At 69.9% G+C, this 23,752-nt stretch carries 23 protein-coding genes; 6 read left to right on the top strand and 17 right to left on the bottom strand.

All coding sequences use genetic code 11. From position 1 onward, the window contains the following. Positions 1–41: 41 nt before the first annotated feature. Positions 42–1,502, bottom strand: a complete 1,461-nt coding sequence (locus tag M8C13_RS12070) for an NAD(P)H-hydrate dehydratase (RefSeq protein WP_252480607.1) — start codon at positions 1,500–1,502, stop codon at positions 42–44. Further along, complete coding sequence (gene glmS / locus M8C13_RS12065) at positions 1,499–3,361, bottom strand: glutamine--fructose-6-phosphate transaminase (isomerizing) (RefSeq protein WP_252480606.1); 1,863 nt, start codon at positions 3,359–3,361, stop codon at positions 1,499–1,501. The genes M8C13_RS12070 and glmS overlap by 4 nt, the downstream gene beginning before the upstream one ends. A 97-nt stretch (positions 3,362–3,458) precedes the next feature. Here glmS and M8C13_RS12060 point away from each other — a divergent pair, with 97 nt between their 5' ends. Further along, the gene (locus M8C13_RS12060) at positions 3,459–4,295 is read left to right on the top strand and encodes a dienelactone hydrolase family protein (RefSeq protein ID WP_252480605.1); all 837 of its coding nucleotides are present in this window, start codon (positions 3,459–3,461) and stop codon (positions 4,293–4,295) included. Here M8C13_RS12060 and M8C13_RS12055 read toward each other — a convergent pair whose 3' ends face one another. The 4 genes from M8C13_RS12055 to M8C13_RS12040 all read right to left on the bottom strand — a co-directional run bounded on the left by M8C13_RS12055 (position 4,296) and on the right by M8C13_RS12040 (position 8,677). Continuing rightward, positions 4,296–4,877, bottom strand: coding sequence for a hypothetical protein (locus tag M8C13_RS12055; RefSeq protein ID WP_252480604.1), 582 nt, complete (start codon positions 4,875–4,877; stop codon positions 4,296–4,298). A gap of 35 nt (positions 4,878–4,912) precedes the next feature. Further along, positions 4,913–7,879 carry a WXG100 family type VII secretion target gene (locus M8C13_RS12050; RefSeq protein ID WP_252480603.1) on the bottom strand — a complete coding sequence of 989 codons (2,967 nt, stop codon included), beginning with the start codon at positions 7,877–7,879 and terminating at the stop codon, positions 4,913–4,915. Beyond that, positions 7,879–8,157, bottom strand: coding sequence for a hypothetical protein (locus tag M8C13_RS12045; protein WP_252480602.1), 279 nt, complete (start codon positions 8,155–8,157; stop codon positions 7,879–7,881). The genes M8C13_RS12050 and M8C13_RS12045 overlap by 1 nt, the downstream gene beginning before the upstream one ends. Positions 8,158–8,404: 247 nt before the next feature. After that, positions 8,405–8,677 (bottom strand): hypothetical protein, encoded by a 273-nt coding sequence (locus M8C13_RS12040; protein WP_252480601.1) that lies wholly within the window; start codon positions 8,675–8,677, stop codon positions 8,405–8,407. A gap of 52 nt (positions 8,678–8,729) precedes the next feature. Between M8C13_RS12040 and M8C13_RS12035 the strand changes: the two genes are divergently transcribed. From M8C13_RS12035 to M8C13_RS12025, 3 genes are read left to right on the top strand one after another with little or no spacing between them, the layout of a single operon-like run. After that, a complete protein-coding gene (locus M8C13_RS12035) occupies positions 8,730–9,008 on the top strand; it encodes an acyl carrier protein (RefSeq protein WP_252480600.1) in 279 nt (92 codons plus the stop codon). Further along, positions 9,005–10,213 carry a beta-ketoacyl synthase gene (locus M8C13_RS12030; RefSeq protein WP_252480599.1) on the top strand — a complete coding sequence of 403 codons (1,209 nt, stop codon included), beginning with the start codon at positions 9,005–9,007 and terminating at the stop codon, positions 10,211–10,213. Before M8C13_RS12035 ends, M8C13_RS12030 begins: the two co-directional genes overlap by 4 nt. Then, positions 10,210–11,151 (top strand): beta-ketoacyl synthase N-terminal-like domain-containing protein, encoded by a 942-nt coding sequence (locus tag M8C13_RS12025; RefSeq protein ID WP_252480598.1) that lies wholly within the window; start codon positions 10,210–10,212, stop codon positions 11,149–11,151. Before M8C13_RS12030 ends, M8C13_RS12025 begins: the two co-directional genes overlap by 4 nt. A 4-nt stretch (positions 11,152–11,155) precedes the next feature. On the opposite strand, the gene M8C13_RS12020 is transcribed toward M8C13_RS12025, so the two are convergent. The 7 genes from M8C13_RS12020 to M8C13_RS11990 all read right to left on the bottom strand — a co-directional run bounded on the left by M8C13_RS12020 (position 11,156) and on the right by M8C13_RS11990 (position 16,663). Further along, complete coding sequence (locus tag M8C13_RS12020) at positions 11,156–11,587, bottom strand: hypothetical protein (RefSeq protein WP_252480597.1); 432 nt, start codon at positions 11,585–11,587, stop codon at positions 11,156–11,158. Positions 11,588–11,795: 208 nt separating this feature from the next. After that, a complete protein-coding gene (gene glmM, locus M8C13_RS12015) occupies positions 11,796–13,133 on the bottom strand; it encodes a phosphoglucosamine mutase (RefSeq protein WP_252480596.1) in 1,338 nt (445 codons plus the stop codon). 104 nt (positions 13,134–13,237) lie between these two features. After that, the gene (gene rpsI / locus M8C13_RS45400) at positions 13,238–13,834 is read right to left on the bottom strand and encodes a 30S ribosomal protein S9 (protein ID WP_252480595.1); all 597 of its coding nucleotides are present in this window, start codon (positions 13,832–13,834) and stop codon (positions 13,238–13,240) included. After that, positions 13,831–14,274, bottom strand: a complete 444-nt coding sequence (gene rplM, locus M8C13_RS12005) for a 50S ribosomal protein L13 (RefSeq protein ID WP_252480594.1) — start codon at positions 14,272–14,274, stop codon at positions 13,831–13,833. Before rplM ends, rpsI begins: the two co-directional genes overlap by 4 nt. Before the next feature lie 289 nt (positions 14,275–14,563). Further along, positions 14,564–15,661, bottom strand: a complete 1,098-nt coding sequence (locus tag M8C13_RS12000; protein ID WP_252480593.1) for an MAB_1171c family putative transporter — start codon at positions 15,659–15,661, stop codon at positions 14,564–14,566. Positions 15,662–15,678: 17 nt separating this feature from the next. Beyond that, positions 15,679–16,197: a hypothetical protein gene (locus M8C13_RS11995; protein ID WP_252480592.1), complete on the bottom strand. Its 519-nt coding sequence runs from the start codon at positions 16,195–16,197 to the stop codon at positions 15,679–15,681. 13 nt (positions 16,198–16,210) lie between these two features. Beyond that, positions 16,211–16,663, bottom strand: coding sequence for a helix-turn-helix domain-containing protein (locus tag M8C13_RS11990; protein WP_252480591.1), 453 nt, complete (start codon positions 16,661–16,663; stop codon positions 16,211–16,213). Between the two features lie 195 nt (positions 16,664–16,858). Here M8C13_RS11990 and M8C13_RS11985 point away from each other — a divergent pair, with 195 nt between their 5' ends. Both M8C13_RS11985 and M8C13_RS11980 read left to right on the top strand, forming a co-directional pair. Continuing rightward, the gene (locus M8C13_RS11985) at positions 16,859–17,449 is read left to right on the top strand and encodes a GGDEF domain-containing protein (protein WP_256508918.1); all 591 of its coding nucleotides are present in this window, start codon (positions 16,859–16,861) and stop codon (positions 17,447–17,449) included. A 70-nt stretch (positions 17,450–17,519) separates the two neighbouring features. Then, entirely contained in the window at positions 17,520–20,729 is a 3,210-nt protein-coding gene (locus M8C13_RS11980; RefSeq protein ID WP_252480589.1) for a BTAD domain-containing putative transcriptional regulator, read from the top strand. 56 nt (positions 20,730–20,785) lie between these two features. Here the strand turns inward: M8C13_RS11980 and M8C13_RS11975 are convergent, their stop codons facing one another. From M8C13_RS11975 to M8C13_RS11960, 4 genes are all read right to left on the bottom strand, one after another. Beyond that, positions 20,786–21,067, bottom strand: coding sequence for a WXG100 family type VII secretion target (locus tag M8C13_RS11975; protein WP_252480588.1), 282 nt, complete (start codon positions 21,065–21,067; stop codon positions 20,786–20,788). A 60-nt stretch (positions 21,068–21,127) separates the two neighbouring features. Continuing rightward, on the bottom strand, positions 21,128–21,442 hold the full coding sequence (locus M8C13_RS11970; protein ID WP_252480587.1) for a WXG100 family type VII secretion target: 315 nt from the start codon (positions 21,440–21,442) through the stop codon (positions 21,128–21,130). A gap of 131 nt (positions 21,443–21,573) precedes the next feature. Next, complete coding sequence (locus M8C13_RS11965) at positions 21,574–22,020, bottom strand: hypothetical protein (protein ID WP_252480586.1); 447 nt, start codon at positions 22,018–22,020, stop codon at positions 21,574–21,576. Beyond that, positions 22,017–23,750, bottom strand: coding sequence for a type VII secretion-associated protein (locus M8C13_RS11960; protein ID WP_252480585.1), 1,734 nt, complete (start codon positions 23,748–23,750; stop codon positions 22,017–22,019). Before M8C13_RS11960 ends, M8C13_RS11965 begins: the two co-directional genes overlap by 4 nt. Positions 23,751–23,752: the final 2 nt, after the last annotated feature.

Genomic DNA, 23,752 nt, shown 5'->3' with positions numbered 1-23,752 from the left:
CCTGGGACCACCCTATGGACACCTGCGGTGAGTCGGCACCCTCAAATACTGGAACTGCCGGTTCCCAACCCGGATGCCGACCGCAACGCGCGGATCGCCTCGGGCAGCACGTCCACCAGCACCGAGGCCGAGGTCGGCGCGTCCCGCGCGGCCAGCTGCCCGGCCACCTCGTGCGCGCGCACCGCGCAGCCCGCGGCCAGCAGCGGATCCATGCCACCGGCCAGCAGCGCGCCGATCAGACCGGAGAGCACATCACCCGATCCGGCGGTGGCCAGCCAGGCCGAGCGGGCCGGGTTGACCAGCACCCGGCCATCCGGCGCGGCGATCACCGTGGCGTGGCCCTTGAGCAGCACCACCGCGTTGGTGCGCCGCGCGGCGCGGCGGGCCGCGGCCACCCGGTCGTCGCCGACCTCGCCTGCCAGGCGGGCGAACTCGCGGTCGTGCGGGGTGAGCACCATCGGGGTGTCCGGATCACGCTCGTCCCAGAGCGACTCCTCCGCCGCCAGCAGGGTGATCGCGTCGGCGTCCGCGCAGACCGGCACACCGGCGGCCAGCACCTGGCGCAGCACCTCCGCGCCCGCGGTGCCGGTGCCGAGGCCGGGGCCGACCACCCAGGCCTGCACCCGGCCGGCGTCGGTGACCGAGCCGGTGGCCACCACCTCCGGCCAGCGCTCCCGCACCGGGTCGGCGGCCTCGCCCGCGTAGCGGACCATGCCGGAGGTGGCCCGGATGGCCGCGCCGGTGGCCAGCACCGCCGCGCCGGGGTAGACCGCGGAACCGGCGGCCAGGCCGGTGACGCCCTGGGTGTACTTGTCATCACTGGCGCCGGGCACCGGCCAGCGGGCGCCGACCTCGGCGTCGGAGAGCACCACCAGCTCCGGTTCGCCCAGGTCGTCGCCGATGCCGATGTCGACGAGGCAGACCTCGCCGCAGTGCCCGGCGGCCAGCACGTGCACCGGCTTGAGGCAGCCGAAGGTCACCGTGGCGGCGGCGTGCACGGCGGGGCCGGACACGACACCGGTGTCCGGGTCCACCCCGCTGGGCAGGTCCACCGCCAGGATCGGGGCCTCCACCTGCTCGACCAGCTTGGCCGCGGCCGGCCGCAGCGGACCGCGCGCGGACAACCCGACGATGCCGTCCAGCACCAGGTCGGCGGCCCGCACCGCGGCCAGGTGGTCGGTGGCGATCCGGCCGCCGGAGCGGCGCAGCGCGGCCAGCCCGGCCGGGTGCGCGCGCTCCGGGTCCAGCAGCACCGCCTCGACGGCGACCCCGCGCCGCCGCAGGAAGTGCCCGGCCCACAGCGCGTCCCCGCCGTTGTTGCCCGCGCCCACCAGCAGCGCCACCCGTCGCCCGGACACGCCGCCGGTCAGGTCCTCCAGCATGCCGATGGCGTAGGTGGCCAGGCCGAAGGCGGCCCTGCGCATCAGCGCGCCCTCGGGGACCCGCTGGAACACCTCGTGCTCGGCCGCCCTGACCCGGTCGGCGCCCCAGACCCCGCTCACTCGACGGTGACCGACTTGGCCAGGTTGCGCGGCTTGTCCACGTCGTAGCCACGCGCGCGGGCGATCTCCGCGGCCAGCACCTGCAACGGGATGGTGGAGACCAGCGGCTGCAACAGGGTGGGCACCGCGGGCAGCTCGATCAGGTCGTTGGCGAAGGGCCGCACCGTCTCATCGCCCTCCTCGGCGATCACGATGGTGCGCGCGCCGCGGGCCCTGATCTCCTGGATGTTGGACAGCAGCTTGCTGTGCAGCACCGCCCGGCCCTTCGGTGAGGGCATGACCACCACGACCGGCAGCCCCTCCTCGATCAGCGCGATCGGCCCGTGCTTGAGCTCACCGGCGGCGAAGCCCTCGGCGTGCATGTAGGCCAGCTCCTTGAGCTTGAGCGCGCCCTCCAGGGCCACCGGGTAGCCCACGTGGCGGCCGAGGAACAGCACCGCCTTGGAGTCGGCCAGCTCCCGCGCCAGCTCGCGCATCCGGTCCACTGTGGACAGCACCTGGCTGACCGCGGCCGGCATCGCCTCCAGCTCGTGGAACTCCCGCGCCACCTCGTCCGGGTACTTGGTGCCGCGGGCCTGCGCCAGGGCCAGGCCGACCAGGTAGTTGGCCGCGATCTGGGCCAGGAAGGCCTTGGTGGAGGCGACCCCGATCTCCGGCCCGGCGTGGGTGTAGAGCACCGCGTCGGACTCGCGCGGGATCTGCGCGCCGTTGGTGTTGCAGACCGCCAGCACCCGGGCCTTCTGCTCGCGGGCGTGCCGCACCGCCTCCAGGGTGTCCGCGGTCTCGCCGGACTGGGAGACCGCCACCACCAGGGTGGAGCGGTCCAGCACCGCGTCCCGGTAGCGGAACTCGCTGGCCAGCTCGACCTCAACGGGCAGCCGGGTCCAGTGCTCGATGGCGTACTTGGCGACCAGCCCGGAGTGGTAGGCCGACCCGCAGGCCACCACGAAGACCTTGTCCACATCGCGCAGGTCCTGGTCGGACAGCCGCTGCTCGTCGAGCACGATCCGGCCGTCCTGGAAGTGCCCGCGCAGCGTGTTGGCCAGCGCGTCGGGCTGCTCCTCGATCTCCTTGAGCATGAAGTACTCGTGGCCGCCCTTCTCCGCGGCCGCGAGGTCCCAGTCCACGTGGAACGGCGTGCACGGCGCGTCCTCGCCGTGGAAGTCGGTGACCCGGTACCCGGCGCGGGTCAGCTCGACCACCTGGTCCTGGCCCAGCTCGACCGCGTCGCGGGTGTGCTCGATGAAGGCGGCCACGTCGGAGGCGACGAAGTTCTCCCCCTCGCCGACCCCGACCACCAGCGGCGAGGACCGCCGCGCGGCGATGATCAGGTCCGGGTGGTCGGCATGCGTGACCACCAGGGTGAACGCGCCCTCCAGGCGGCGGCAGACCAGCCGCACCGAGGCGGCCAGGTCACCGGCGGTCTCCCCGTCGCGGTAGGCGGCGGCGATCAGGTGCGCCGCGGTCTCGCTGTCGGTGTCGCTGGCCGGTTCGACCCCGGCGGCCTCCAGCTCGGCGCGCAGCGCGATGAAGTTCTCGATGATCCCGTTGTGCACCACGGCCAGCTTGCCGGTGCCGTCCCGGTGCGGGTGCGCGTTGCGGTCGGTCGGCGCGCCGTGCGTGGCCCACCGGGTGTGGCCCATGCCGCTGGTGCCGGCGAAGCCGTCCCTGCCGACCTCGTCCAGCCTGGTCTCCAGGTTGACCAGCGGCCCGGCCTTGCGCTCCACGGCCAGTCCGCCACCGCCGTCCAGCACGGCCACGCCTGCCGAGTCATAGCCCCGGTACTCCAGCCGCCGCAACCCGTCCAGCACGACGGTCAGAGCTGGTCGATGTCCTACGTATCCCACGATCCCGCACACTCGGGACAGGGTAGGCGCTGCCGTCGGCGGAGTCGGATTGGTCCAAACCTCGGGCCGACGCCAGCCGGGCGGGGCGGTATCCACTACCGTCCGGGGCATGGCACGCGCGGTCAAGGCCCTGACGGCCAAGCAGGCGCTGGTGACGCTGACCCGCCCCGGTCCGCACAAGGTGCTGCGCGGCGACCTGGGCCTGATCGGCCTGCCCGGTGTGATCCTCACCCCAGCCCAGGGCCTCGGGCTGCCCGCGGTGGCCTTCGGGCACGGCTGGCTGCAACCGGCCCGCCGCTACCTGGGCCTGTTCAAGCACCTGGCGTCCTGGGGCATCGTGGTCGCGGCCCCCGGCACGCACACCGGCGCGCTGCCCAGCCACCGCCTGCTGGCCGCCGACCTGCGCACCGCACTGGACGTCTGCACCGGCGTCCGCCTCGGCGAGGGCCAGATCAGCGTGCACCCGGAACGGCTGGCCGTGGCCGGTCACTCCATGGGCGGCGGCGCGGCCGTGCTGGCCGCCGCCGAGGACGAGCGGGTCCGCGCCGTGGTCACCATGGCCCTGTCGGAGACCCGCCCCTCGGCCCTGGACGCCGCCCACCACTGCGCCATGCCCGGCCTGCACCTGTCCGCGGTGCAGGACCTGGTCGCGCCGACCGTGGGCCACGTCGAACCGGTCGCCCAGGCCTGGGCCGGACCGGTGCAGCTGCGCGGCATCACCAAGGCCACCCACCTGGCCTTCACCGAGGGCAGGCACTGGAGCGACCTGCTGCTGGACGGCCGGTCCCACCACACCACCCAGAAGCTGACCAAGGCACTGACCACCGCGTTCCTGCTGCGCATCCTCACCGGCACCCGCGCCTACAGCGCGCTGCTGGAGGAAGAGGTCCGCGGCTGCACGATCGACTACACCCGGGGCCCGCTGCCCACGGCCGCACACCGCTGATCAGCGGTTCGGCGGCGGTCCCCACCCGGGGTGCGGCGGCGGGAAGCCGTGCGGACGCGGCTTGCCCAGCGCCCGGTTCACCGGCGGCAGCACGTACAGCAGGATGCCGATCAGCCAGAACACCACGAACCAGATCCGCACCAGCAGCTCGACCACGTCCAGCCCGGCGGGCAACTTCTCGATCAGCCGCCACAGGTGCACCCCGGAGAAGACCAGGCAGAGCCCGAGCAGGATGAACCTGGCCCAGTTCTGCCGGCACAGGGTCAGCACCGCGAAGATCAAGGTCAGCAGCATCGCGCCGGGGATCGCGTAGTAGCCCAGGATGTCGTTGGGCAGGTGCCCGACACCGAGGTGGAACCCGCCGAGGCGGCTACCACCGGCCACGCTCAGCCCGAAACCGACCTCCACCCCGGCGCTGACGATCACCCAGACGAACGCGACCACCACCGCCACCAGCGACGGCTTCCGCAGCCCCGCCAGCGGCAGCCCCGGCGGTCCCGCTGGCGGCATTCCTTGCGGCCCCTGGGCGAAGCCGGGCGGCGGGTAGCCGCCCGGTCCCTGTCCCCACTGCGGTCCGCTCACCGGCCGCCCTTCTCCGTGGTCGAAGGCATGTCTGCTCAGCGGTCGCGGAAGCCGTCGTCACCCAGCACCGGGTTGACCCACTTCCGCTCCCCCTCCTCGTCAACGGAGAAGTACTGGCCCTGCGTGCGCCAGTTGCTGCTCTGCCGCTCCTGGTCGCCGCCCTGGCCGCCACCGGCGCCCGCGCCGCCGCCCATCGGCATGCCGCCGCCCATGGGCGCGCCCGCCGGGGGCTGGCCGCCCATCTGCTGCTGGTTCCAGGCCGCGCCATCGGGCACCGAGGCCAGTCCGGCCCCACCGGAGCCACCGGCCTGCGGGCTGTTGGTGTCCGAGAGCCCGGCGCCACCGGCGGAGGGCTGGTCCGGCCCGCCACCGAACGCGCTGCCCGCGGACGGGTTGCCCAGGCTGCCGCCACCGGCGGAGGACTGGGTGTAGCCACCGTCGTAGCTGCCCCCGGCGGCCGAGGCCGTCGCGGTGCCGTCGACGAAGCCCTGCGGCGGTGGGAACGGCCCGCCGTTGAAGCCCGGCTGCGGACCGCCCCAGTTCGGCGGGGGCGGCGGCTGCCAGTTCGGCGGCGGAGGCGGCGGACCACCGTGCTGTGGGCCGCCCTGCCAGCCACCGTGGTCGTTGCCGACGAACTGCGGCGGCGGAGGCGGCGGCTGCTGCCAGTTCGGCGGCGGGGGCGGAGGCGGCGGCGGACCGCCGTGCTGCGCGGGCATCGGCTCGTGCTGCCACGGCATCCCGGGCGGCGGACCGCCCTGCCAGCCGGGCGGGGGTCCCTGCGGCGGGAACCCGGGCGGCGGACCGCCCCAGCCCTGCGGCGGCGGACCACCCTGCCAGCCAGGCGGCGGCCCCTGCGGCGGGCCACCCTGCCACCCGGGCGGCGGACCACCCTGCGCGCCCTGCGGCATCATCGGCTCGCCCTGACGCCCGTAGGCGGGCTCGGTCTGCAAGTGCTGACCGGGACCGGGCTCCATCCGCCCGTAGGCCGGTTCGGGCTGGTACGGGCCGCCCTGCTGGAACTGCATCGGCTCGGGCCGCGCCGGGCCGCCCTGGCGGATCTCACCCGGCTCGCCGCCCATCATCGGCATCGGCCGCGGCATCCCGCCCTGGCCGCCCTGGCCCTGGCCGCCGGGGCCACCCTGGGCACCGGGCCCAGTCTGGCCGGGGCCGCCCTTGGCCTCGTCCTCGAAGTTCACCGTGTACGTGGTCGGCGGCTTGCCGTCCATGTTGTCCACGGTGACCTTCATCTGGTCGTCCGTGCCGGGCACCAGCTGGGTGGTGATCAGCGAGTTGCCGTCCCGGAACGAGGCGGTCCCGTCCGGACCGGGCTTGATCTGGGTGGGCTGCTCGCCGCCGGGCTTGCCGGAGACGTCCAGCCGCTCGTGCGGCACCCCGGGAGTCCCGCCCTGCTGGCCGGGCCCACCGGGCTGACCAGGGATCCCGCCCGGCTGACCGGGCTGGCCGGGCTTCTCGCCGGGCAGCTGGAAGTCGATCTCGTACGGCTTCGGCTTGCCGTCCGGACCGGTGATCATCATCTTGACCTTGCCGTCGTCCGTCGGCTCGGTCACCTGGATCTTGCGCCCGCTGCCGTCGTCGATGGTGACCGTCTGCTCGTCGTTGGGCACCTTCACCTTGGACGGGTCGGTCTGGTCCATCAGCTTCGAGGGGTCGGGCACCTCGGGCTTGGGCAGCTCCGGCATCGGGGGCGGCTTGGGCATGCCGCCACCACCGCCGCCGGACCCCGTGCCACCGCCACCGGAACCGGTGCCGCCACCACCGCCGGAACCGGTGCCGCCACCGCCGTTGCCGCCGGTCTCACCGCCACCGCCGGAGCCCTCCTTGGGGAACTTCGGCTCGTAGCCCTTGAGGAAGTTGTTGATCGAGTCCCACTGCGCGTTGACCGTGGTCACCGCGGCGTTGCAGGAGTTCTCGAACTGGGTGAGCTTGCCGCCGAACTCCTTGTCGAAGGGACCGTCGGCCCACTTCTGGCAGGTCTCGCGGACCATCGTCTTGGTGGATTCCTCGAGGTCACCACAGTCGTCGTCGTCCAGCGCGCGCGAGGTGGCGCTGCCGGTCGTGCGGTCCAGCCAGCTCGCCACCTCCTTGATCTGGTTGCGCTGCGCGTCGTCGTCGCCGGTGAGGCCCTGCGTGGCGATCGTGACGATCTTCTTGGCCATCTCCGGCGGCGCGCCCGCGATGGTCAGGGTGAAGGCGTTGGTCAGCTCCTCGCACTTGAGCTTGCACGCCCGGTAGATCTCGCCGACCGCCTTGGTCAGCGTCTCGCTGGCGCCGCCGAGCTGCTTGACCAGCTGGTCCAGCTGCGGGCGCACCGCGCCGCTGTAGTGCTGGCTGGAGGCGCTGGCGGCCTTGCCGTCCCAGGCGCCGTAGAGGCTGATCAGCTGGCCGTCGATGTCATCGACGTACTGGTCGACCGCGGCCTTGGCCTTGTTGAACTCATCGGCTTCCAGCAGGAACTTGCGGAAGTCGATGTTCTTCTGCTCTTCCCAGCGCAGCTGGATCTTGGTCTGGTAGTCGACGCCCTTGCCGCGCAGGTTCCAGGCGGGTAGGAAGCGCTTGAACATCTCCAGGCTGGCGGCCGCCGGGTCGAACAGCTCGTTGGAGTTCTTGACCGTGCCCTCGGCCAGGGTGGGCGCCTGGGCCTTGCCGATCTTGTCCTTCGCCTGGTTGTTGGCCTCGGTGGCCTTCTTGTCGCTGCCCTCTTTGTTGTCCGCGTCGGTGGCCTCTTTTTTGCCCTTGGCTACCGCTTCGTCGAGCTCTTGTTCCTCGTCGTCGTCGTCCTCGTCGCCGTCGAACTCGCTCTCGTCCTCGTCGTCGAGCTCGTTCCCCGGCGAGTACTCCTTGATGTACTTCTTGTGCTCGTCGTCAATGCGGTCGTCCTCGCGCGTGTCCAGGTACTCGTCGAGGATTTCCCGCTTGGTGTCCGGGTTGACGTTGGGGTTGTCAAGGATCGCCTTGACTTCTTCCCAGTCACTCTTTGCCATCACTTGCTCCCGGAGCCACGCACAGTGCCGGCGTTGTTGGAGTCAGAGCCGCGGTAGGTGCCCGCGGACTGCTTGACCTTGTTGGAGAAGGCGGTCATCGACTCGACCATGCCCTTGACCCCGTCGGCCAGCTTCTGCACACCCTCGCGGTAGGGACCGCCCTTGTCCTGGTGCTTCACGCCGAAGTCCGCCGGGTTGGCCTGGGTGGCCACGAAGTCCTTGACGGCCTCACTGGTCTTGGTCGCACCGTCTGCGATGGAGTTGGCGACCCGGGTCATCGTCCCCGGATCAGATCCGTAACCTGCCACGGTCCCTTCCTCCCCATTGGAGTGTTCACAACGCAGACGTCGCCGTTCCGCCAGCCGTTCCCGGCGGCGGTCAACGGTTTGCGCGCGCACACCACGCGCGGCGCCCGGCCCGCACTTCAGGCCTGCGCTCACTGTGGCACACCGGCCAGCCCGGCACACACGGTTCAGCGGTTCCGCCGACCGGGCGAACACTCCGGGTGTAAGACCAGGGGTCAGGTCACCCCTGCGACTGACCCCATACAGGGGGAGGCTGCTGACCCGGATTCACCGGCTGCTGCGGCTGGAAGGGCTGGTTCACCGGTCCGGGTGGCCCGGGGGGCGGCCCGAACGACACAGGAGGCTGAGCTCGGTGTCCGGTTTTGCCCAGCTTCACCAACACCAGGATCGAGATGACCAGCGCGCCCAGCGCCGCGGCCATGGTCACGATCAGGAATATGTCGGAAACATCGGAGTCGACCACTCTGGCCAGCACCTGAGTCGTATTCGGCATCTCATCCCCCGCAGGTCGATGTCGGCGCCGAACCTTACCGTGTCGTAGTTCAATGGACACCTCGTCAGCGCACCGGAGGAAGGCGGCACACCCCGTGGAGGACCAGGTCGAACGCATCCGCGCGGTGATCAGCAGGGTGCTCGGGGTCGAGCAGGCGCTGATCCAGCCCGAGACCTCCTTCGTCGAGCTGGGCGCCGACTCGATGATGCTGATCGAGCTGCTGGCCAACCTGGAGATCGAGTACGACGTCGAGGTGGACGAGTCCGAGCTGGAGAACCTGGTCAACCTGCAGGCCGTGCTGGACGTGCTGGACCGGGCGCGCCAGGCGTGAGCAGGCGGGTCGCGATCACCGGGATCGGCGTGGTCTCCAGCATCGGGATCGGCGCCGGGGCCTTCCGGGACGGGCTGCGCGCAGGCCGCAGCGGGGCCAGGCCGATCAGCGCCTTCGACACCCAGGGCTTCGACCGCACCACCGGCTGCGAGGTCGCGGACTTCGACCCGGCGGACTGGCTGCACACGGTCGATCCGGCCGAGCTGGGCCGGGCCGGTCAGTTCGCCGCGGCCGCCGCCGGGATGGCCGTGCGCGACGCCGGGCAGGACCTGGCGGCGCTGCGCGAGGGGTACGGGCTGATCTCGATGGGCACCACCGACGGCGGCGCGCCCACCCTGGAACGGCTGGTCGAGGCCGACCTGCGGGCCGAGGCCGGGCACCGGGACCCGGCGCTGGCCGCGCAGGTGCCCGCCTCCCGGCTGTGCCTGGACATCGCCGCCGAGCTGGGCCTGCGCCAGGTGGAGCTGTGCACGCTGGGCACGGCCTGCTCGGCGGGCAACTACGCGATCGGCAACGGCTTCGACGCGATCCGCTCCGGCGAGGCCGACTTCGCGCTCTGCGGCGGCGCGGACGCCATGTGCAGGCTCACCTTCACCAGCTTCTACCGCCTCGGCACCATCTCCCCCGACCTGTGCCGCCCCTTCGACGCCGACCGCCAGGGCATCCTGACCGGCGAGGGCGCCGCGGTGCTGCTGCTGGAGCCGTGGGAGACCGCGGTGGCCAGGGGCGCGCGGATCTACGCCGAGCTGCTCGGCTACGGGCTCAGCTGCGACGCCTACCACCAGGTCGCGCCGGAGCGCTCCGGCATCGCCCGCGGTATGTCCCGCGCGCTGGCCAACGCGGGACTCACGCCGGCGCAGGTGGACCTGATCTCCGCGCACGGCACCGGCACCAAGGCCAACGACGTCACCGAGACCGCCGCCATCCGCGAGGTCTTCGGCGAGCGCCCACCGCGCACGGTCTCGCTCAAGTCGATGCTCGGCCACACCATGGGCGCGGCCACCGCGCTGTCCGTGGCCGCCTGCGCGCTGGCCATCACCGAGGGCTTCATCCCGCCGACCATCAACCACCGGGTCACCGACCCGGAGTGCCCGATCGACTGCGTGCCCAACACCAGCGTGCCCGCCCGGCTGCGCGTGGTGCAGAGCAACGGGCTGGCCTTCGGCGGCAACAACGCCATCGTGCTGCTCGGGGCGGCGGCGTGACCGGGCTGGCGCTCACCGCGCACGCCGCGGCCTCCGCCTTCGGCCTGCGGACCGCGACCCTGCTCACCGGCCTGCGCGAGGGCAGGCCGCCGGAGGGGTTCGCGGTGCCGGACCTGGACATCCAGGGCGAGCTCGGGCTGAAGGGCACCGCCTCGATGGACCGGGCCGCCGCGCTGGCGGTGCTCACCGTCGGCGAGCTGCTCGCCGCGCACCCCGGCCTGGCCGGGGAGGACACCGCGCTGGTGCTGGGCACCACCAGCGGCAGCGCGCACACCCAGGCCAACGTGGTGCGCGGCTCGCTGACCCGGCGCAGGCCCTACTTCATCGAACCGTCCCTGGTGCCGTTCGCGCTGATGAACGGCCCGGCCTCGATCTGCGCCATCCGGCACGGCCTGCGCGGGCCGAACGCGACCGTGGCCGGTGGCCGCGCGGCCGTGCTCGGCGCGCTGCGCTACGCGAGCAGGCTCGTCCAGGGCGGTCAGTGCGCCCGCGCCCTGGTCGGCGGCACCGAGGAGCTGACCCCGGAACGCGCCTGGCTGGAAGGGCAGTACCCGGTAGCCGCCGGTCCGCTGGGCGAGGGCGCGGGCGTGCTGCTGCTGGAGCCACCGGGCGAGCGGCCGGTGCTGGCCGAGGTGCTCGGCTTCGGCTCGATGGTGGGCGGGGTCGGAGACGCGGCCGCCGACTGCGTGCGCCGCCTGCTGACACGGCACCAGGTCGATCCCGGCGAGGTCGCGGTGGTCAGCGCCCCCGCGGTGGTGTCCGGACTGTTCCCCAGCGCCACCGCGGTGAATCCGGCCGCGCTGCTCGGCGACACCGGCGCGGCGGCCGGACTGTTCCAGCTGATCGGCGTGCTCACCGCCGGGCGCACCGGCCCGGCGGTGGTGGTCTCGGCCGATCAGGACCACTCGGTGGTCGCGGCCCTGCTCCGCCTGCCCTGACCGATCAGCTCAGCCAGGACTGCTGCTCGTAGTCGTCATCGTCGTCGGCCGGGCGGCGGGCGGGTGCGCGCCGGACCGGGGGCGGCGGCGGGGCCACCGGCGGCGGAGGTGGCGGGGGCGGCGGCACGGGCGCGGCGTAGGGGGCAGGCCGGTAGCCGCCCTCCTCCTCGTCCTCGACGCCGAAGCGGAGCTGGCCGTCGCCGCGGTCCATCACCGAACTGGTCGCCCAGCCACCGCCGCGGCGCTGCCGCTTGGCCAGCTCGGTGATGTGCGCGGTCATCCGGTCGGTGACCTTGCCCTGCTGGTCGACCGCTTCCTTGGACTCGGCCTTGATCTTGGCCGCCTGGGACTCGCGCATGTCCCTGAGCAGCTCGTTCTCCCGGGTGGCCTCGTACTGCTGTCGCAGCGCGGCGGCCAGCCTGTCCTCAACACTCATCTCACGGCCCCCAGGGTCTTTCCACGTCTGGGAGAGAAATGTACCCGGCTCCGGCCAGGGCGTGTGCCCTTACCGCTGCCGCCGCTTCCGCCGTGCGGCCAGCACCGCGGCGACCAGCACCACCACTCCCATGACCAGCACGAACATCAGCAACAGCAGTTCGGGCACGCCGATCGCGATCATCTCCAGAACCTACCGCGCCGGGTGGTCAGCGCACCGCGGCGACCACCTCGGCCAGCCGCTGGGCCGCGTCCTGGGCCGCTTCCTGGGTCGGCGCCTCCACCATCACCCTGACCAGCTGCTCGGTGCCGGAGGGGCGCAGCAGCACCCGGCCGTTGCCCGCCAGCTCGGCCTCGACCTCGGCCACCGCCCCGGCCACCGAGGAGGCGGCGGCGACCGCGGCCTTGTCGGTGACCTTGACGTTGATGAGCACCTGCGGCAGGCGGCGCATCACCCCGGCCAGGTCGGCCAGGGACTTGCCGGTGTGCGCCATCCTGGCCATCAGGCGCAGCGCGGTGAGCAGGCCGTCGCCGGTGGTGGCGTGGCTGGGCAGCACCACGTGGCCGGACTGCTCGCCGCCGAGGCTGTAGCCGTTGGCGCGCAGCTCCTCCAGCACGTAGCGGTCGCCGACCGCGGTGGTGCGCAGGGTGACGCCGTGCTCGCGCATGGCCAGGTGCAGGCCCAGGTTGCTCATCACGGTGGCCACCAGGGTGTCCTCGACCAGCTCGCCTGCGTCCTTCATGGCCAGTGCCAGCACGGCCAGGATCTGGTCGCCGTCGACGATGTTGCCGTCGGCGTCCACGGCCAGGCAGCGGTCGGCGTCGCCGTCGTGCGCGATGCCCAGGTCCGCGCCGTGTTCCAGCACGATCTTGCCCAGGCCGTCGATGTGCGTGGAGCCGCAGTCCTCGTTGATGTTGAGGCCGTCCGGGTCGGCGTGCACCGCGACGACCTCGGCCCCCGCCCTGCGGTAGGCGTCCGGCGCGACCGCGGCGGCGGCGCCGTTGGCGCAGTCCACCACGACCTTGATGCCCTCCAACGGCTGACCGGTGGCCAGCAGCAGGTGGTCCACGTAGCGCTGGCCCGCGTCGGCCACCTCGCGCACCCGGCCGACCCCGGCGCCGGTGGGCCGCTTCGCCGTGGTGTCGGCCATCTTGGCCTCGATCTCGTCCTCGACCGTGTCCGGCAGCTTGAGCCCGCCGGCGGCGAAGAGCTTGATGCCGTTGTCCGGCATCGCGTTGTGCGAGGCGGAGATCATCACGCCCAGGTCCGCGCCCAGCTCGGCGATCAGGAAGGCCACCGCGGGGGTGGGCAGCACGCCGACCCGCAGCACGTCCGCGCCCGCCGCGGCCAGCCCCGCGGTCACCGCGGCCTCCAGCATCTCGCCGCTGGCCCTCGGGTCACGGCCGACCACCGCGACCGGGCGGTGCGAGCGGTCGTGTTCGGCCAGGACCTGCGCCGCCGCGGCGGCGATGGAGAGCGCGAGCTCCGGGGTCAGGTCGGCGTTGGCGAGTCCGCGAACGCCGTCGGTGCCGAACAGTCGGGCCATGACGGGAGGTCCTCCGGGAAGCTGGGTGGCGGCGAATCACAAAAAACGGGAGCAGCTCTCCGTATACGGATAGCTGCTCCCGCTGGTTGCCTTGCGGCTGAAAATCAGCGCTTGCTGTACTGCGGCGCCTTACGGGCCTTCTTCAGACCGTACTTCTTGCGCTCCTTGACCCGCGGGTCACGAGTGAGGAAGCCGGCCTTCTTCAGCGGGGGACGGTCCTCGCTGTCAACCTCGATCAGGGCGCGGGCGATCGCCAGGCGCAGCGCGCCTGCCTGGCCGGAGGGGCCACCGCCACGCAGGTTCCCGTAGATGTCGAAGGCCTCGACCTTCTCCAGGGTCACCAGCGGCTCCTTGATGAGCTGCTGGTGCACCTTGTTCGGGAAGTAGTCCTCAAGGGTCTTGCCGTTGAGGGTGAACTTGCCGCTGCCGGGCATGAGGCGGACGCGGACGACGGCCTCCTTGCGACGGCCGACGGTCTGCACCGGCTTGGACGGCACGGCGATCGCGCGGACCGGGGCGGCCTCATCGGCGTCGGCGTCGACGTCGGCGGTCTCCTCGGCGGCGACCTCCTCAGCGGACTCCTCGACCTCGGGCGCGACGGCGTCCTCGACAACCTCGGCAGCCGCGTCGAACTCCTCGACGGCGGCGGTCTCTTCAGTGCTCACGCTGGCTTCCTCGAAGTTCTCGTCGGCCGCGGTCACTGGGCGACCTTCTTGATCTCAAACGGCTGCGGCTGCTGAGCCGCGTGCGGGTGCTCCGGGCCGGCGTAGACCTTGAGCTTCTTGCCCATCGCGTTGCCGAGCTTGTTCTTCGGCAGCATGCCCTTGATGGTCTTCTCCACCAGCTTGGTGGGGTGCTTGTCGATCATCTCGCCGAACGAGCGCTTGCGCAGACCGCCCGGGTAACCGCTGTGGCGGTACACGAACTCCTGGTCGCGCTTCTGACCGGTGAGGGCCACCTTGTCCGCGTTGATCACGATGACGAAGTCGCCGGTGTCGACGTGCGGAGCGAAAATGGGCTTGTGCTTGCCGCGCAGCAGAGTCGCGGCGTGGGTGGCGAGCCGGCCGAGCACCAGGTCCTGGGCGTCAATGACGTGCCAGGTGCGCTTCACCTCGCCGGGCTTCGGGCTGTACGTGCGCACGGGTCTACCTCGTCGTCCTCACATCACGGGATGTCACTGCGGTGATGCGTTTCAGCTGGAGGACCAACTCGAAAACGCGCGGCGGACCCTAGTCGCACCGTATACCGCACAACAGCGGATCAGGTTACCCGCTGGCCCTGCGGAGGGTCAAAACGGCCCCGAACGGGCGTCGTGATCCAGACTGCACAGGTGTGACCGGGCCTTACCAGTGTAGATGACGCCGGGCGCGCCGCTGACGGGTGGGGGCTCTCCGGCCGGTGAGCAGCGTCACCGGCCGTTCACCGGCGGTTCAGGCCAGCGCCGGGGCCCTGCGCAGCTCGGTGGACAGCGCCAGCAGCTCGCGCACGTCGTCGTCCAGGCCGTCACCCTCGGGCAGGGCCAGCGACATGGCCTGCGGGGCCACCTCGGTGCCCTCGGCGTGCGCGCGCAGCCCGGCCCGCAGCGCCTCGGCCAGCGAGAGCGCCTCCTGCTCGGCCCGCACGTGCGCCAGGTAGGGGCTGATCCGGACCAGCCCGTCCCGGCACTCGATCACCCGCCGGTAGTAGCGCCGGTGCACCCCGCGCAGGCTCAGCACGTCCCACACCGGCCGGACCGGGCCGCGGGTCAGCGAGTCCTGCGGGAAGGCCCGGTGCAGCGTGGTCCACAGTGGACGGAGCTGGTGGTAGACCCGCAGGTGCTGCCACCACACCCGCAGCGCGGCCAGCCGCATCAGCATGCCCGGGTAGCTGACGCCGATGATGAACAGCAGGATGCCGGGGAAGAGGATCAGCGTGGACAGCGTCCTGGTCCAGTCCGGCATGGGCACGCCGGCCCACATCAGCGCGACGGTCACGCAGGTGCCGCCCGCGGCCATGATCAGCAGCACCTCGCCGATCGAGGTGATCAGCAGCCCGGTGCGCAGCCTGCCGCTGGCGCCCCTGGCGTAGCGCCTGGTCCAGCGCAGCGCCACGGCCACGCCGTAGGCCAGGTAGGCGTCGGCGAAGAGGTAGAACCCGGCCACGGTGGCGATCGAGTAGCCGCCGGGCCCCGGATCGGCGGGCGCGGAGAAGGTGACCACGGCCAGCCCGGTCAGGCAGACCACCAGCGGCACCGCCTGCCACCAGGCCCGCACCCTGGCCCGGGCCGGCGGCAGCGCGGTGAACAGGAAGAACAGCACCAGCGTGTAGATCACCGTCATCAGCAGGCTGTACTGCGCCCAGCTGTAGAAGACGACCTGGATGGTCGGCTCGGCGGTGCTGCCGGCCAGCAGGCCGAGCGGGTAGGCGAACCCGGCCGCGATCAGGCAGACCGTCACGATGCGCAGCGAGCGGTCGTGCGGGGCCCGGCTGAACTGGTAGAGCTTCCAGATCAGGGCGACGTAGAGCAGCACGCCCTGCAACACCGTCATGACGATGGTGATCGGGTTCACAACCAGCCCAGTCGGTCGCCGAGCGCGTTCTCGATCCGCTTGGTGGTGACATCGGCCGAGTCGCCGGGCGCGACCCGGTCCAGCACCGAGGCCCACTCCAGGATGATCGTGGCCACGGTCTCGGCCTCGAGCTCCTGGGAGTCGTCGTAGCTGGTGCGGCGCAGCGCCCTGCGCACCGCGTCCGGCTCGATGTCCGGGTACAGCTCGCTGAGCATCGGGTCGTCCTGGCCCTCACCGTTGCGGTGGCCGGCCAGCAGGTGGCCGAGCTCGTGCAAGATGATGTGGTTCTGGTGCGACCTGGTGGTCCGCTCCTGGTAGAGGATGTAGTCGGCTGTCTCGGTGGCGATCCACACCCCGAAGGGCCCCGGCACCGGGATCGGATGTGCCACCAGGCGAATCGGTTTGCCCCGCCGTTCGCCCACTCGGCGGCACAACTCGGTGACGTCAAGCGGTGGCCGGATGTCCAGTTCGTTGAGCAACCGCCGGCACCGACGTCGTAGATCGCGTTCCCGCACGGGACCGCCCCTTTCACCCGCCCGCGTTCTCGCCCCGCTCGGCCTGTTCGAGCCGGTAGACGACGTCGAGCAGGTCCATCACCTGTCGGCGTCCCTGTGGAGAAAGTTCTCCAGCGCGCATGGCCATCAGCTGCGCCTCGCTGCTGCCCGCTAGCTGGCGAAGCCTGGTCCGCTCTTCCTTGAGGTCGGCCAACTGGCGATCGACCCTATCCGTAACCTCGTCATCAAAGAAGTAGCTGACAGGAACTCCGAAGAAACCCGCCAGCGCCTGCAGGTGCTTGAAGGTCGGATTGTCCTTGTTTCCCTTGCGCAGCTGCCAGATGTAACTCTGCGAGATCGTCACACCACTGGCCGTGATGGCGGCGGCAACGTGCTCGTTGCTGTACTCCTGCCCCACCCTCGGCGCCGACACGGCGAAGAGGTGGTTCAGCTTGCCGGCCAGACTCTGACCTGCCCGCTCAGCCATCGGGCCTCCCCAGACCACTTCGAAGAATTCACTGATAGAAAGGGCCATACGGGTGACGGCTTTTTCCTCAGTTGAAACCCTGGTACACCAACCATAGACTTCGGAACTGACTCAGCTCAACCGTCGTCCAGCAGGCTAACTACCGCAACACCGTGCCCGGCATGCGAGACCAACTCGGTGGGGGTCGATCCGGCGATGCATCCAGGAACCACGGCTGACACAGCCCACGGCCTCAGCTGCCACGCCTGCGGGCAGCCCTACGGCTACTGGGCGACGGATCCCCTGACCGGCTTGCTCGACCGCAGGGGCTGGGCCGAACAGGCCCCGTCCGCACTGCGCCAGGCGGGTCAGCGGGAAAGCGTCCTGCTGGTAGTCGACCTGGACCGGTTCAAACTGGTCAACGACGAACACGGGCACCTGGCCGGGGACTCGGTGCTCCAGGCGGTGGGTCAGGTCCTACGGTCAGTCGCCCATGACAGCGGTATCGCGGCGCGGTACGGCGGTCACGGCGGCGACGAGTTCCTGGTCTTGTTCCCGGCGAGCGACCGGCAGCGGGCGATAAGGGCAGCACGCCGGATCCGGGCCAAGATCAGGGAAATGGCCGTCCCGGTGATCTCTACCGACGGGAGGCCGGTAGTGATCACTGGGATGGCCGCCTCCATCGGCGTGGCGGTCCACGACCCTGGGGCAGGTCACGACCTGTTGTCGCTGGTCCGCCGCGCCGATGCGGCCGTCCTGCGCGCCAAGCGCAGCGGCCGCGACCAGATCGCCCTGGCCGGTGACTGACCGCGAAACCCCGGTCACCCAACGCTGAACCTGGTTAGCATCGCGGCATCTCGACAGGGGGGTGCTGTTGATGAAGCCTGCTTTTGGCGTGCTCGGACCACTGCTCACACCGGCAGGAACGATCGGCGCGACCAAACACCGAATCCTGCTGGCCAGCCTGCTGATGCGCCCAGGGGAACCGGTGTCGGTCGAAGAACTGACCGGGTACCTCTGGGACTTCGACCCGCCCGCCCGGCCGAAAGCGGCCATCCAGACCTATGTGAAGCGGCTGCGGCAGGTGCTCGGCGCGGCGGTGATCCGGACCTCGGGCCGCGGCTACCAGGCCGATGTGGCACCGGAGTCGGTGGACGTGTTCCGCTTCCGCGAGCTGGTCAGGGCTGCGCAGCTCACCGGGGCAGACCGGCGGGTCGATCTGCTGGGCGAGGCACTCATCCTATGGCGGGGCCAGCCGTTCGGAGACGTGCCGTCCTCCGCACTACGTGCCGACCACGGCATCCGCTTGACTCAAGAACGGGTCCGAGCACTGGAACTGCGGTTCACGGCGGAACTGGACCTGGGACGCAGCGGGGACCTGGTCGCCGAACTCCGCACGGCCACTGCGGAGAACCCGCTCCACGAGGAGTTCTGGGCTTTGCTGATGCTGGCGCTGTACCGCGCCGGCCGACAGGCGGAGGCCCTTGAAGCCTTTGCTGAAGCCAGTCGCGTTCTTGCTGTGGAGCTGAGCGTCGGTCCCGGCCATACGCTCCGTGAACTGCATCAAAAGATCCTTACCGGGGACGTCGCACCTGCCCCGCATGCGCCGACCGGGCCTGTCGTCATCCCCTCCCAATTGCCGCTGGACATCCCTGATTTCGTCGGCCGTGCCGAGCTGCTCCAAAACATCACCGAGCTGCTGCGCGACCGGGTTCCTGTGGTCATCTCCGGACTGCCGGGCGTGGGCAAGACCGCACTCGCAATCCGGCTGGGCAACCTCACCCGAGCACTTTTTCCGGACGGACAGCTGTATGCGAACCTTCGCGGCTTCTCCGCCAGCTCACCAGCCACCCGGGAACAGGTGATGTCCCAATTCTTGCGTGGCTTGGGCGTGCCATCGGACGAGATACCCGCCGACCCCACCGCACTGCGCACGCTGTACCAGAAGACGTTGGCCGGCCGCCAGATGCTACTAGTTTTGGACAATGCCGCTTCGGTCAGCCAGATCCGGGACCTGTTGCCCAACAGTGGCGATTCGGCGACACTGATCACCAGCCGCAACGAACTACCCGAGCTCCAGGACTCACACCGCTTCACTCTTGACGTGCTCACCGGGAAAGCCGCCAACGATCTGTTGGCCCGCATGCTCGGCCGCGCCGCCGTGGATTCAGCCAAGGCGGCAGCGGAGGAACTTGCGACGTTGTGTGCCCACCTGCCCTTGGCGATTCGTATCGCCGCGGCGAACATCCTCGACCGCCGCACCGGGATCACCGCCTATGTCACCATGCTGCGCGCGGAGAACCGAGTTGCCGCCCTGGCCGTAGCCGGCGACGAACAGGCCGCTGTCCAGGCGACATTCGATCTTTCCTACGTAGCTCTCAGTCCCGAGGCTCAAAACTTGTTCCCATTGCTTAGCGTGATTCCCGGACCGGATTTCGCCGTCCGAGCTGCAGCATCGTTGAGCAGCTCGTCCGAATCAGCGACACGAGTGCTCATGATCGAACTCGCGACCGCGAACCTGGTCCAGCAAAATTCCGGAAGATATTACTTCCACGACTTGATCCAGCTGTACGCAAGGGGGCTACTACAGCGCCAACACTCACCTGAGGATCAGCTGGAAATCGAAACGAGGCTCTACGAGTTCTACCTACACAACACCAACAGGGCAACCGATCTCCTCTACCCGGGAACAGTAAGGCTGCCCACGACGAACCACCATGCCGAGAACGAGCCGACACACATCAAGACCAAGGAATCCGCGCACGACTGGCTCGCTGCCGAATTGACAGCAATCACTACCGCACTAGAGGCGGCTGCCGGCACAGAAACCACAAAGTATTCATGGCTTCTCGCAGATTCTTTACACACCTACTTGACATCCTATCGACACAGCCTGGAGAATCTCCGCGCACTCGAAGTTGGCCTGACCGAAGCAAGGAAGGTAGGGGATCGCGCCGCCGAAGCGGTCATGCTCGAGGGAATGGGAAACGAGCTTCTCAGCAGCGGAGACTACGAGCTGAGCATTCGCTACCTAGATGAGGCGCGAAATATCCACAAGGAAACTGAAGACAGGGAGAGGCAAGCCACAGCAGCCAGCAAACTTGCCCTTTCTTATCTTCGATGCGCAAACCTGCAGAAAAGTGATCAGCACAGCAGGGAAGCACTTGACATCTGTGTCGAGTTGAACCACAAGGTAGGCCAGTCTTACATTCTCGGAAATCTTGCCGCCATTCAGTCGAAGCTTGGCGCATTTCAAGAAGCCCTTGATCTGACACAAAGAAGCATAGCACTGTCCATCGACCTCGGAGTCAGCATCAACGAACGCCTACTTCATATCAATAAAGCTTCTTACATGGTAAATCTGGGACTCTTCAATGAAGCCGTAGAACTACTGAACGAACTTATGACACAAGACCCCACTGATCGTCTTCCAGAATCAGCAGTAACGCTACGAGAGTGGCTCGCCCGAGCAGAGGCATCGCTAGGTAATCTGGACTCCGCTACAGCACTGGTGACTCATGCCAGCAAGCTGACGAAAGAGAAGAAAATCCCCTGGCTAGAATCTCGAACACTACTTCTGCTCGCCGAAATCTCACTGGAAAGAAACCAATACTCCGAGGCGTCGACATACTGTCGCCAGGCCGCAGAAATTGCGACACAAAATCGCTACACAGAAGGCGTCCTACTCGCCGATCTGGTATTCGCCCTAAGCTCCATCGCCGAACGCGACTTCACGGCGGCCGTTAACTATGCCACAAGAGGCCTGCAATTCGCCGACAAACGCGGCTTTGAGTCAGCAACCGGAAAATTTCACTTAGCCGTCGCGACAGCCGAGTATGAGCGAGGAAGGCACGGAGAGTGCCAGGCACACGCCAACCAAGCGCTTCAAGTCTGCCGACGGACCGGTCAGCGGCCGGTAACAGCCCAGACACTGTTCCTGTTGGGAAAGAACTCGGATGCGACCAGGCAGTCGAGTGATGCCAAAGCGTACTACCGGCAGAGTCTGGAACTCTTCACGGAGATGGGCATGCCACAGGCAGCCGAGGTCAGTGAACTGCTCACCCAGCGGGGCCGTCCTCGGACATGACTTGGCCCCGAGGCGGTAGTCGCCTCGGGGCCAGAAGTCGTCAGGCTAGAGCTTGGTCACCAGGAGCCGGCGGCCTTCTGCTCGTTGCCCTGGTAGGCCTCGTGGGCGGTGCCCAGCGCGATGGCGACCTTGTTGATGATCTCCTGCAGCTTCTGCGCGGAGCGGTCCCACTTCTCCTGGTGCCCCTTGTACGCCTCGGCGGCCGAGCCTTCCCAGGTAGCGACGAGCGGCGCGAGGTTGGCCTTCAGGTCGTCGAGCTTGGACTGCATGTTGGTCGCGGCGCGCTGGCAGCCGGTCTGGCCCTCCTGGATGAGGCCGAAATCAACCTTGATCTCCACTTTTTACCCCTTTGGCAAGCGTTACGAAGAATGTGAGCGGATTGGCGGAAGCCGGGAAAATCAGCCGTCGAGGCCAGCGGCAATGCTGGACATGCTCGAAGCGGCCTCCTCCTCCTGGAGGATGTAGCCGCCGGACTGCTCCTTCAGCGTGGCCGCGATGCCGCCCAGCGCGCTGTTCAGGTTGTTGGTCTCGGTGGTCCACTGCTCCAGCAGCTTGGCGAAGGAGGTAGCGGCCGCGCCACGCCAGACGTTGACGAGCGGCTCCAGCTGGTTCTCCAGGGAGCGCAGGTCGGAGGTGATCTCGTTGTTCACCTTGTCGACATCGACGGCAGCCTTCGCCATGCCTTCGGCGTCAAGACCGTATCCACTTGCCATTTGAGGAACCCCCTAGTGGGTTGTTCTGTCGGACATCGTTGTGACGCTGACACTGCCATGGTCGGTTCCATCGCGTTGTCAGGTTCCGGGAAGCCGTTGCGACAGTAAACGTCGCGGGGCGGAACCCGGGGTCAGTAGAGGATTTGCTCCTGGGAAAAGTCCTCGTCATCGCCGGTGCGGCGGGGGTTTTGCATTCGGGACGGCCAGGCGTTGGCGCCCTTTGTTTGCTTTTGCGTTCCCTGATCGGGGGATGGCGGGGGTGGGGGTGGGGCGAGCAATTGTTCGCCATCGGGAAGGTCTTCGACCGGGAGGCGCTGGGCGGTGCGGAAGTCGGTGGCGGCGGTGCGGGCCGTGGGCTTGGTCAGGTCCTCGCGGGTGGGGGTGAGCTTGCCCTTGCGGACGTCCTCGGCCAGGTCCCTGGTCTGGGACCGGAAGGCGTCGCTGTGCTCCCTGGCGTCCGCGGCGGCGCGGCTGCCCCGGTCCACCGCGGCGTTCACCTCTGCCCGGAACCGGGCGATGACCTCGTGCACGGGTAACTGGTCCCCCATCGTGCTGTTGCCCTTCTTACCGCTGCTCAACCTGAGACTGTCAGGGTGCCGACCACCTGTTCGCAGCTCGCGCGCACCCGTTCCCGTCCTCCGCCCGAGGACTGGCAACCGACCGTGACCTGGGCCTTGCCCTGGAACACCACGTAGTAGTCCACTGTCGCATCACCCACGGTGCGCCGGTAGTAGACGACGTCCTTTCCCGCGAACTGATGACTCTGGTTGAACCCGGAGTAACCGTTGTCCGCGGCCTTCTCGTACTCCGTCCGGAGTTCGCGCAGCGCGCGGTCACGGTCCGTGGTGCTGTCGTAGGTCAGCGCCCGCTCCTCCACCGCCACCACGTCCGCGCCGCTGGTCTGGCCGTCCGGGCGGAGCTGGACCTTGCGGGTCGGGCCGTCGCCGCCTGCCTGGTACCAGCCCTCGGGCAGGGTGAACCGGTAGCTGTACTGGGCGATCTGCTGCGCGGCCGGAGACTGGCTGGGCGCGGTGGTGGGAGTGGTCTCGGGGCTGCCGTCGGTGGTCAGGGCGACCGTGACGGCGACCGCGGCCACCGCGGCGACCACCGCGCCGCCGATCAGCCATGGCGCCTTCGCCGACTTGGCCGGGGGTGGTGGCGGCGGGGGTGGCGGGGTGTAGAGCGGCTGGGGCGGGCGCGGGGGTGGTGGCGGTGCGGGCGGGAGCTTGGCGGTGCGGTGCGGGTCGGCGGCGACCGCACGCAGGGCGCCGCGGGCCACCACCGTCTCCGGCTGGTCCAGGGTCGTGGGGACTATTCCGGTCGACTCGTGCACCAGGCGGGCCACCAGCGGGATCCGGCTGGAGCCGCCGACCAGGAAGACCGCGGCCAGCTGGGACGAGCTGAGCCCCGCGTTGTGCACCGTGGCCTGCACCAGCTCGGCGGCGCGGGAGAGCGGGGCGTGGATCAGGCGTTCCAGGTCGGCCCTGGTGACGTGCGCGTCCGGGAACGGGGGCGGCAGCGGCACGTCGGTGTAGGCGTGCCGGGACAGGGTCTCCTTGGCGCCGCGCACGTCCTGGCGGAGCACCCGCCTGCGCCGGCGGTCGGCCAGCTCGCGGCCCTCCACCAGCGAGCGCCAGCCGTCGGCGTCCACCGCGGAGACCAGCGCGCCGACGTGTTCGAGCAGCAGCTGGTCGATGTCCGCGCCGCCGAAGCCGGGGTCGCCCTTGGTGGCCAGCACCTGGAAGGACTCGCCCTGCCTGCGCACCACGCTGGCGTCCACCGTGCCGCCGCCCAGGTCCAGCACGGCCAGCGCGGCCCCGTCGGCCAGCACGTGCCCCGCGGAGTGGAACACCGCGGCCGCCACCGGTTCCGGCACCAGCACCAGCTCGTTGGCCAGCCGGTTGCCCGCCTGGCGCAGCACCCTGGTGCGGATCGCGCCCCAGTCCGCGGGGTGGGTGAGCACCAGCAGGTCCACCGGCGCGCCGCCGGCCAGCCGCCTGGCCTCGGCGACCGCCCTGGCCAGCACCGCGCGGACCACGTCGAGCACCGGCAGCACCGTGGTGCCCAGCAGCAGCTCGCCCTCGTCGATGCGCCGCTTCGGGTTCGGCTCGTACCGGGAGGGGTCGACCGCGGCCTGCCGCTCGGCCTCGTGACCGACGAACAGCGTGCCGTCCGCGGCGGCGTACACCGCGGACGGCATCACCGAGTCGGCGCCGTCCACCACCACGATCTGCGGTTCCCGCCCGTCGACGGACACCGCGACACAGGTGCTGGAGGTCCCGAAGTCGATCGCGACGCGCAGGCTCAACG

This window comes from Crossiella sp. SN42, from assembly GCF_023897065.1.
Lineage (GTDB): Bacteria > Actinomycetota > Actinomycetes > Mycobacteriales > Pseudonocardiaceae > Crossiella.
Note: the sequence above shows the minus strand (reverse complement) of the source record. Positions and strands in the feature narration are given on the sequence as shown.

Coding starts and splice junctions, on each gene's coding strand:
- M8C13_RS12060 (WP_252480605.1), top strand. CDS start 3,459: ATGGCACGCGCGGTCAAGGCCCTGACGGCCAAGCAGGCGCTGGTGACG.
- M8C13_RS12050 (WP_252480603.1), bottom strand. CDS start 7,879: ATGGCAAAGAGTGACTGGGAAGAAGTCAAGGCGATCCTTGACAACCCC.
- M8C13_RS12045 (WP_252480602.1), bottom strand. CDS start 8,157: ATGACCCGGGTCGCCAACTCCATCGCAGACGGTGCGACCAAGACCAGT.
- M8C13_RS12040 (WP_252480601.1), bottom strand. CDS start 8,677: ATGCCGAATACGACTCAGGTGCTGGCCAGAGTGGTCGACTCCGATGTT.
- M8C13_RS12035 (WP_252480600.1), top strand. CDS start 8,730: ATGGACACCTCGTCAGCGCACCGGAGGAAGGCGGCACACCCCGTGGAG.
- M8C13_RS12020 (WP_252480597.1), bottom strand. CDS start 11,587: ATGAGTGTTGAGGACAGGCTGGCCGCCGCGCTGCGACAGCAGTACGAG.
- glmM (WP_252480596.1), bottom strand. CDS start 13,133: ATGGCCCGACTGTTCGGCACCGACGGCGTTCGCGGACTCGCCAACGCC.
- M8C13_RS12000 (WP_252480593.1), bottom strand. CDS start 15,661: ATGACGGTGTTGCAGGGCGTGCTGCTCTACGTCGCCCTGATCTGGAAG.
- M8C13_RS11990 (WP_252480591.1), bottom strand. CDS start 16,663: ATGGCTGAGCGGGCAGGTCAGAGTCTGGCCGGCAAGCTGAACCACCTC.
- M8C13_RS11985 (WP_256508918.1), top strand. CDS start 16,859: ATGCATCCAGGAACCACGGCTGACACAGCCCACGGCCTCAGCTGCCAC.
- M8C13_RS11980 (WP_252480589.1), top strand. CDS start 17,520: ATGAAGCCTGCTTTTGGCGTGCTCGGACCACTGCTCACACCGGCAGGA.
- M8C13_RS11970 (WP_252480587.1), bottom strand. CDS start 21,442: ATGGCAAGTGGATACGGTCTTGACGCCGAAGGCATGGCGAAGGCTGCC.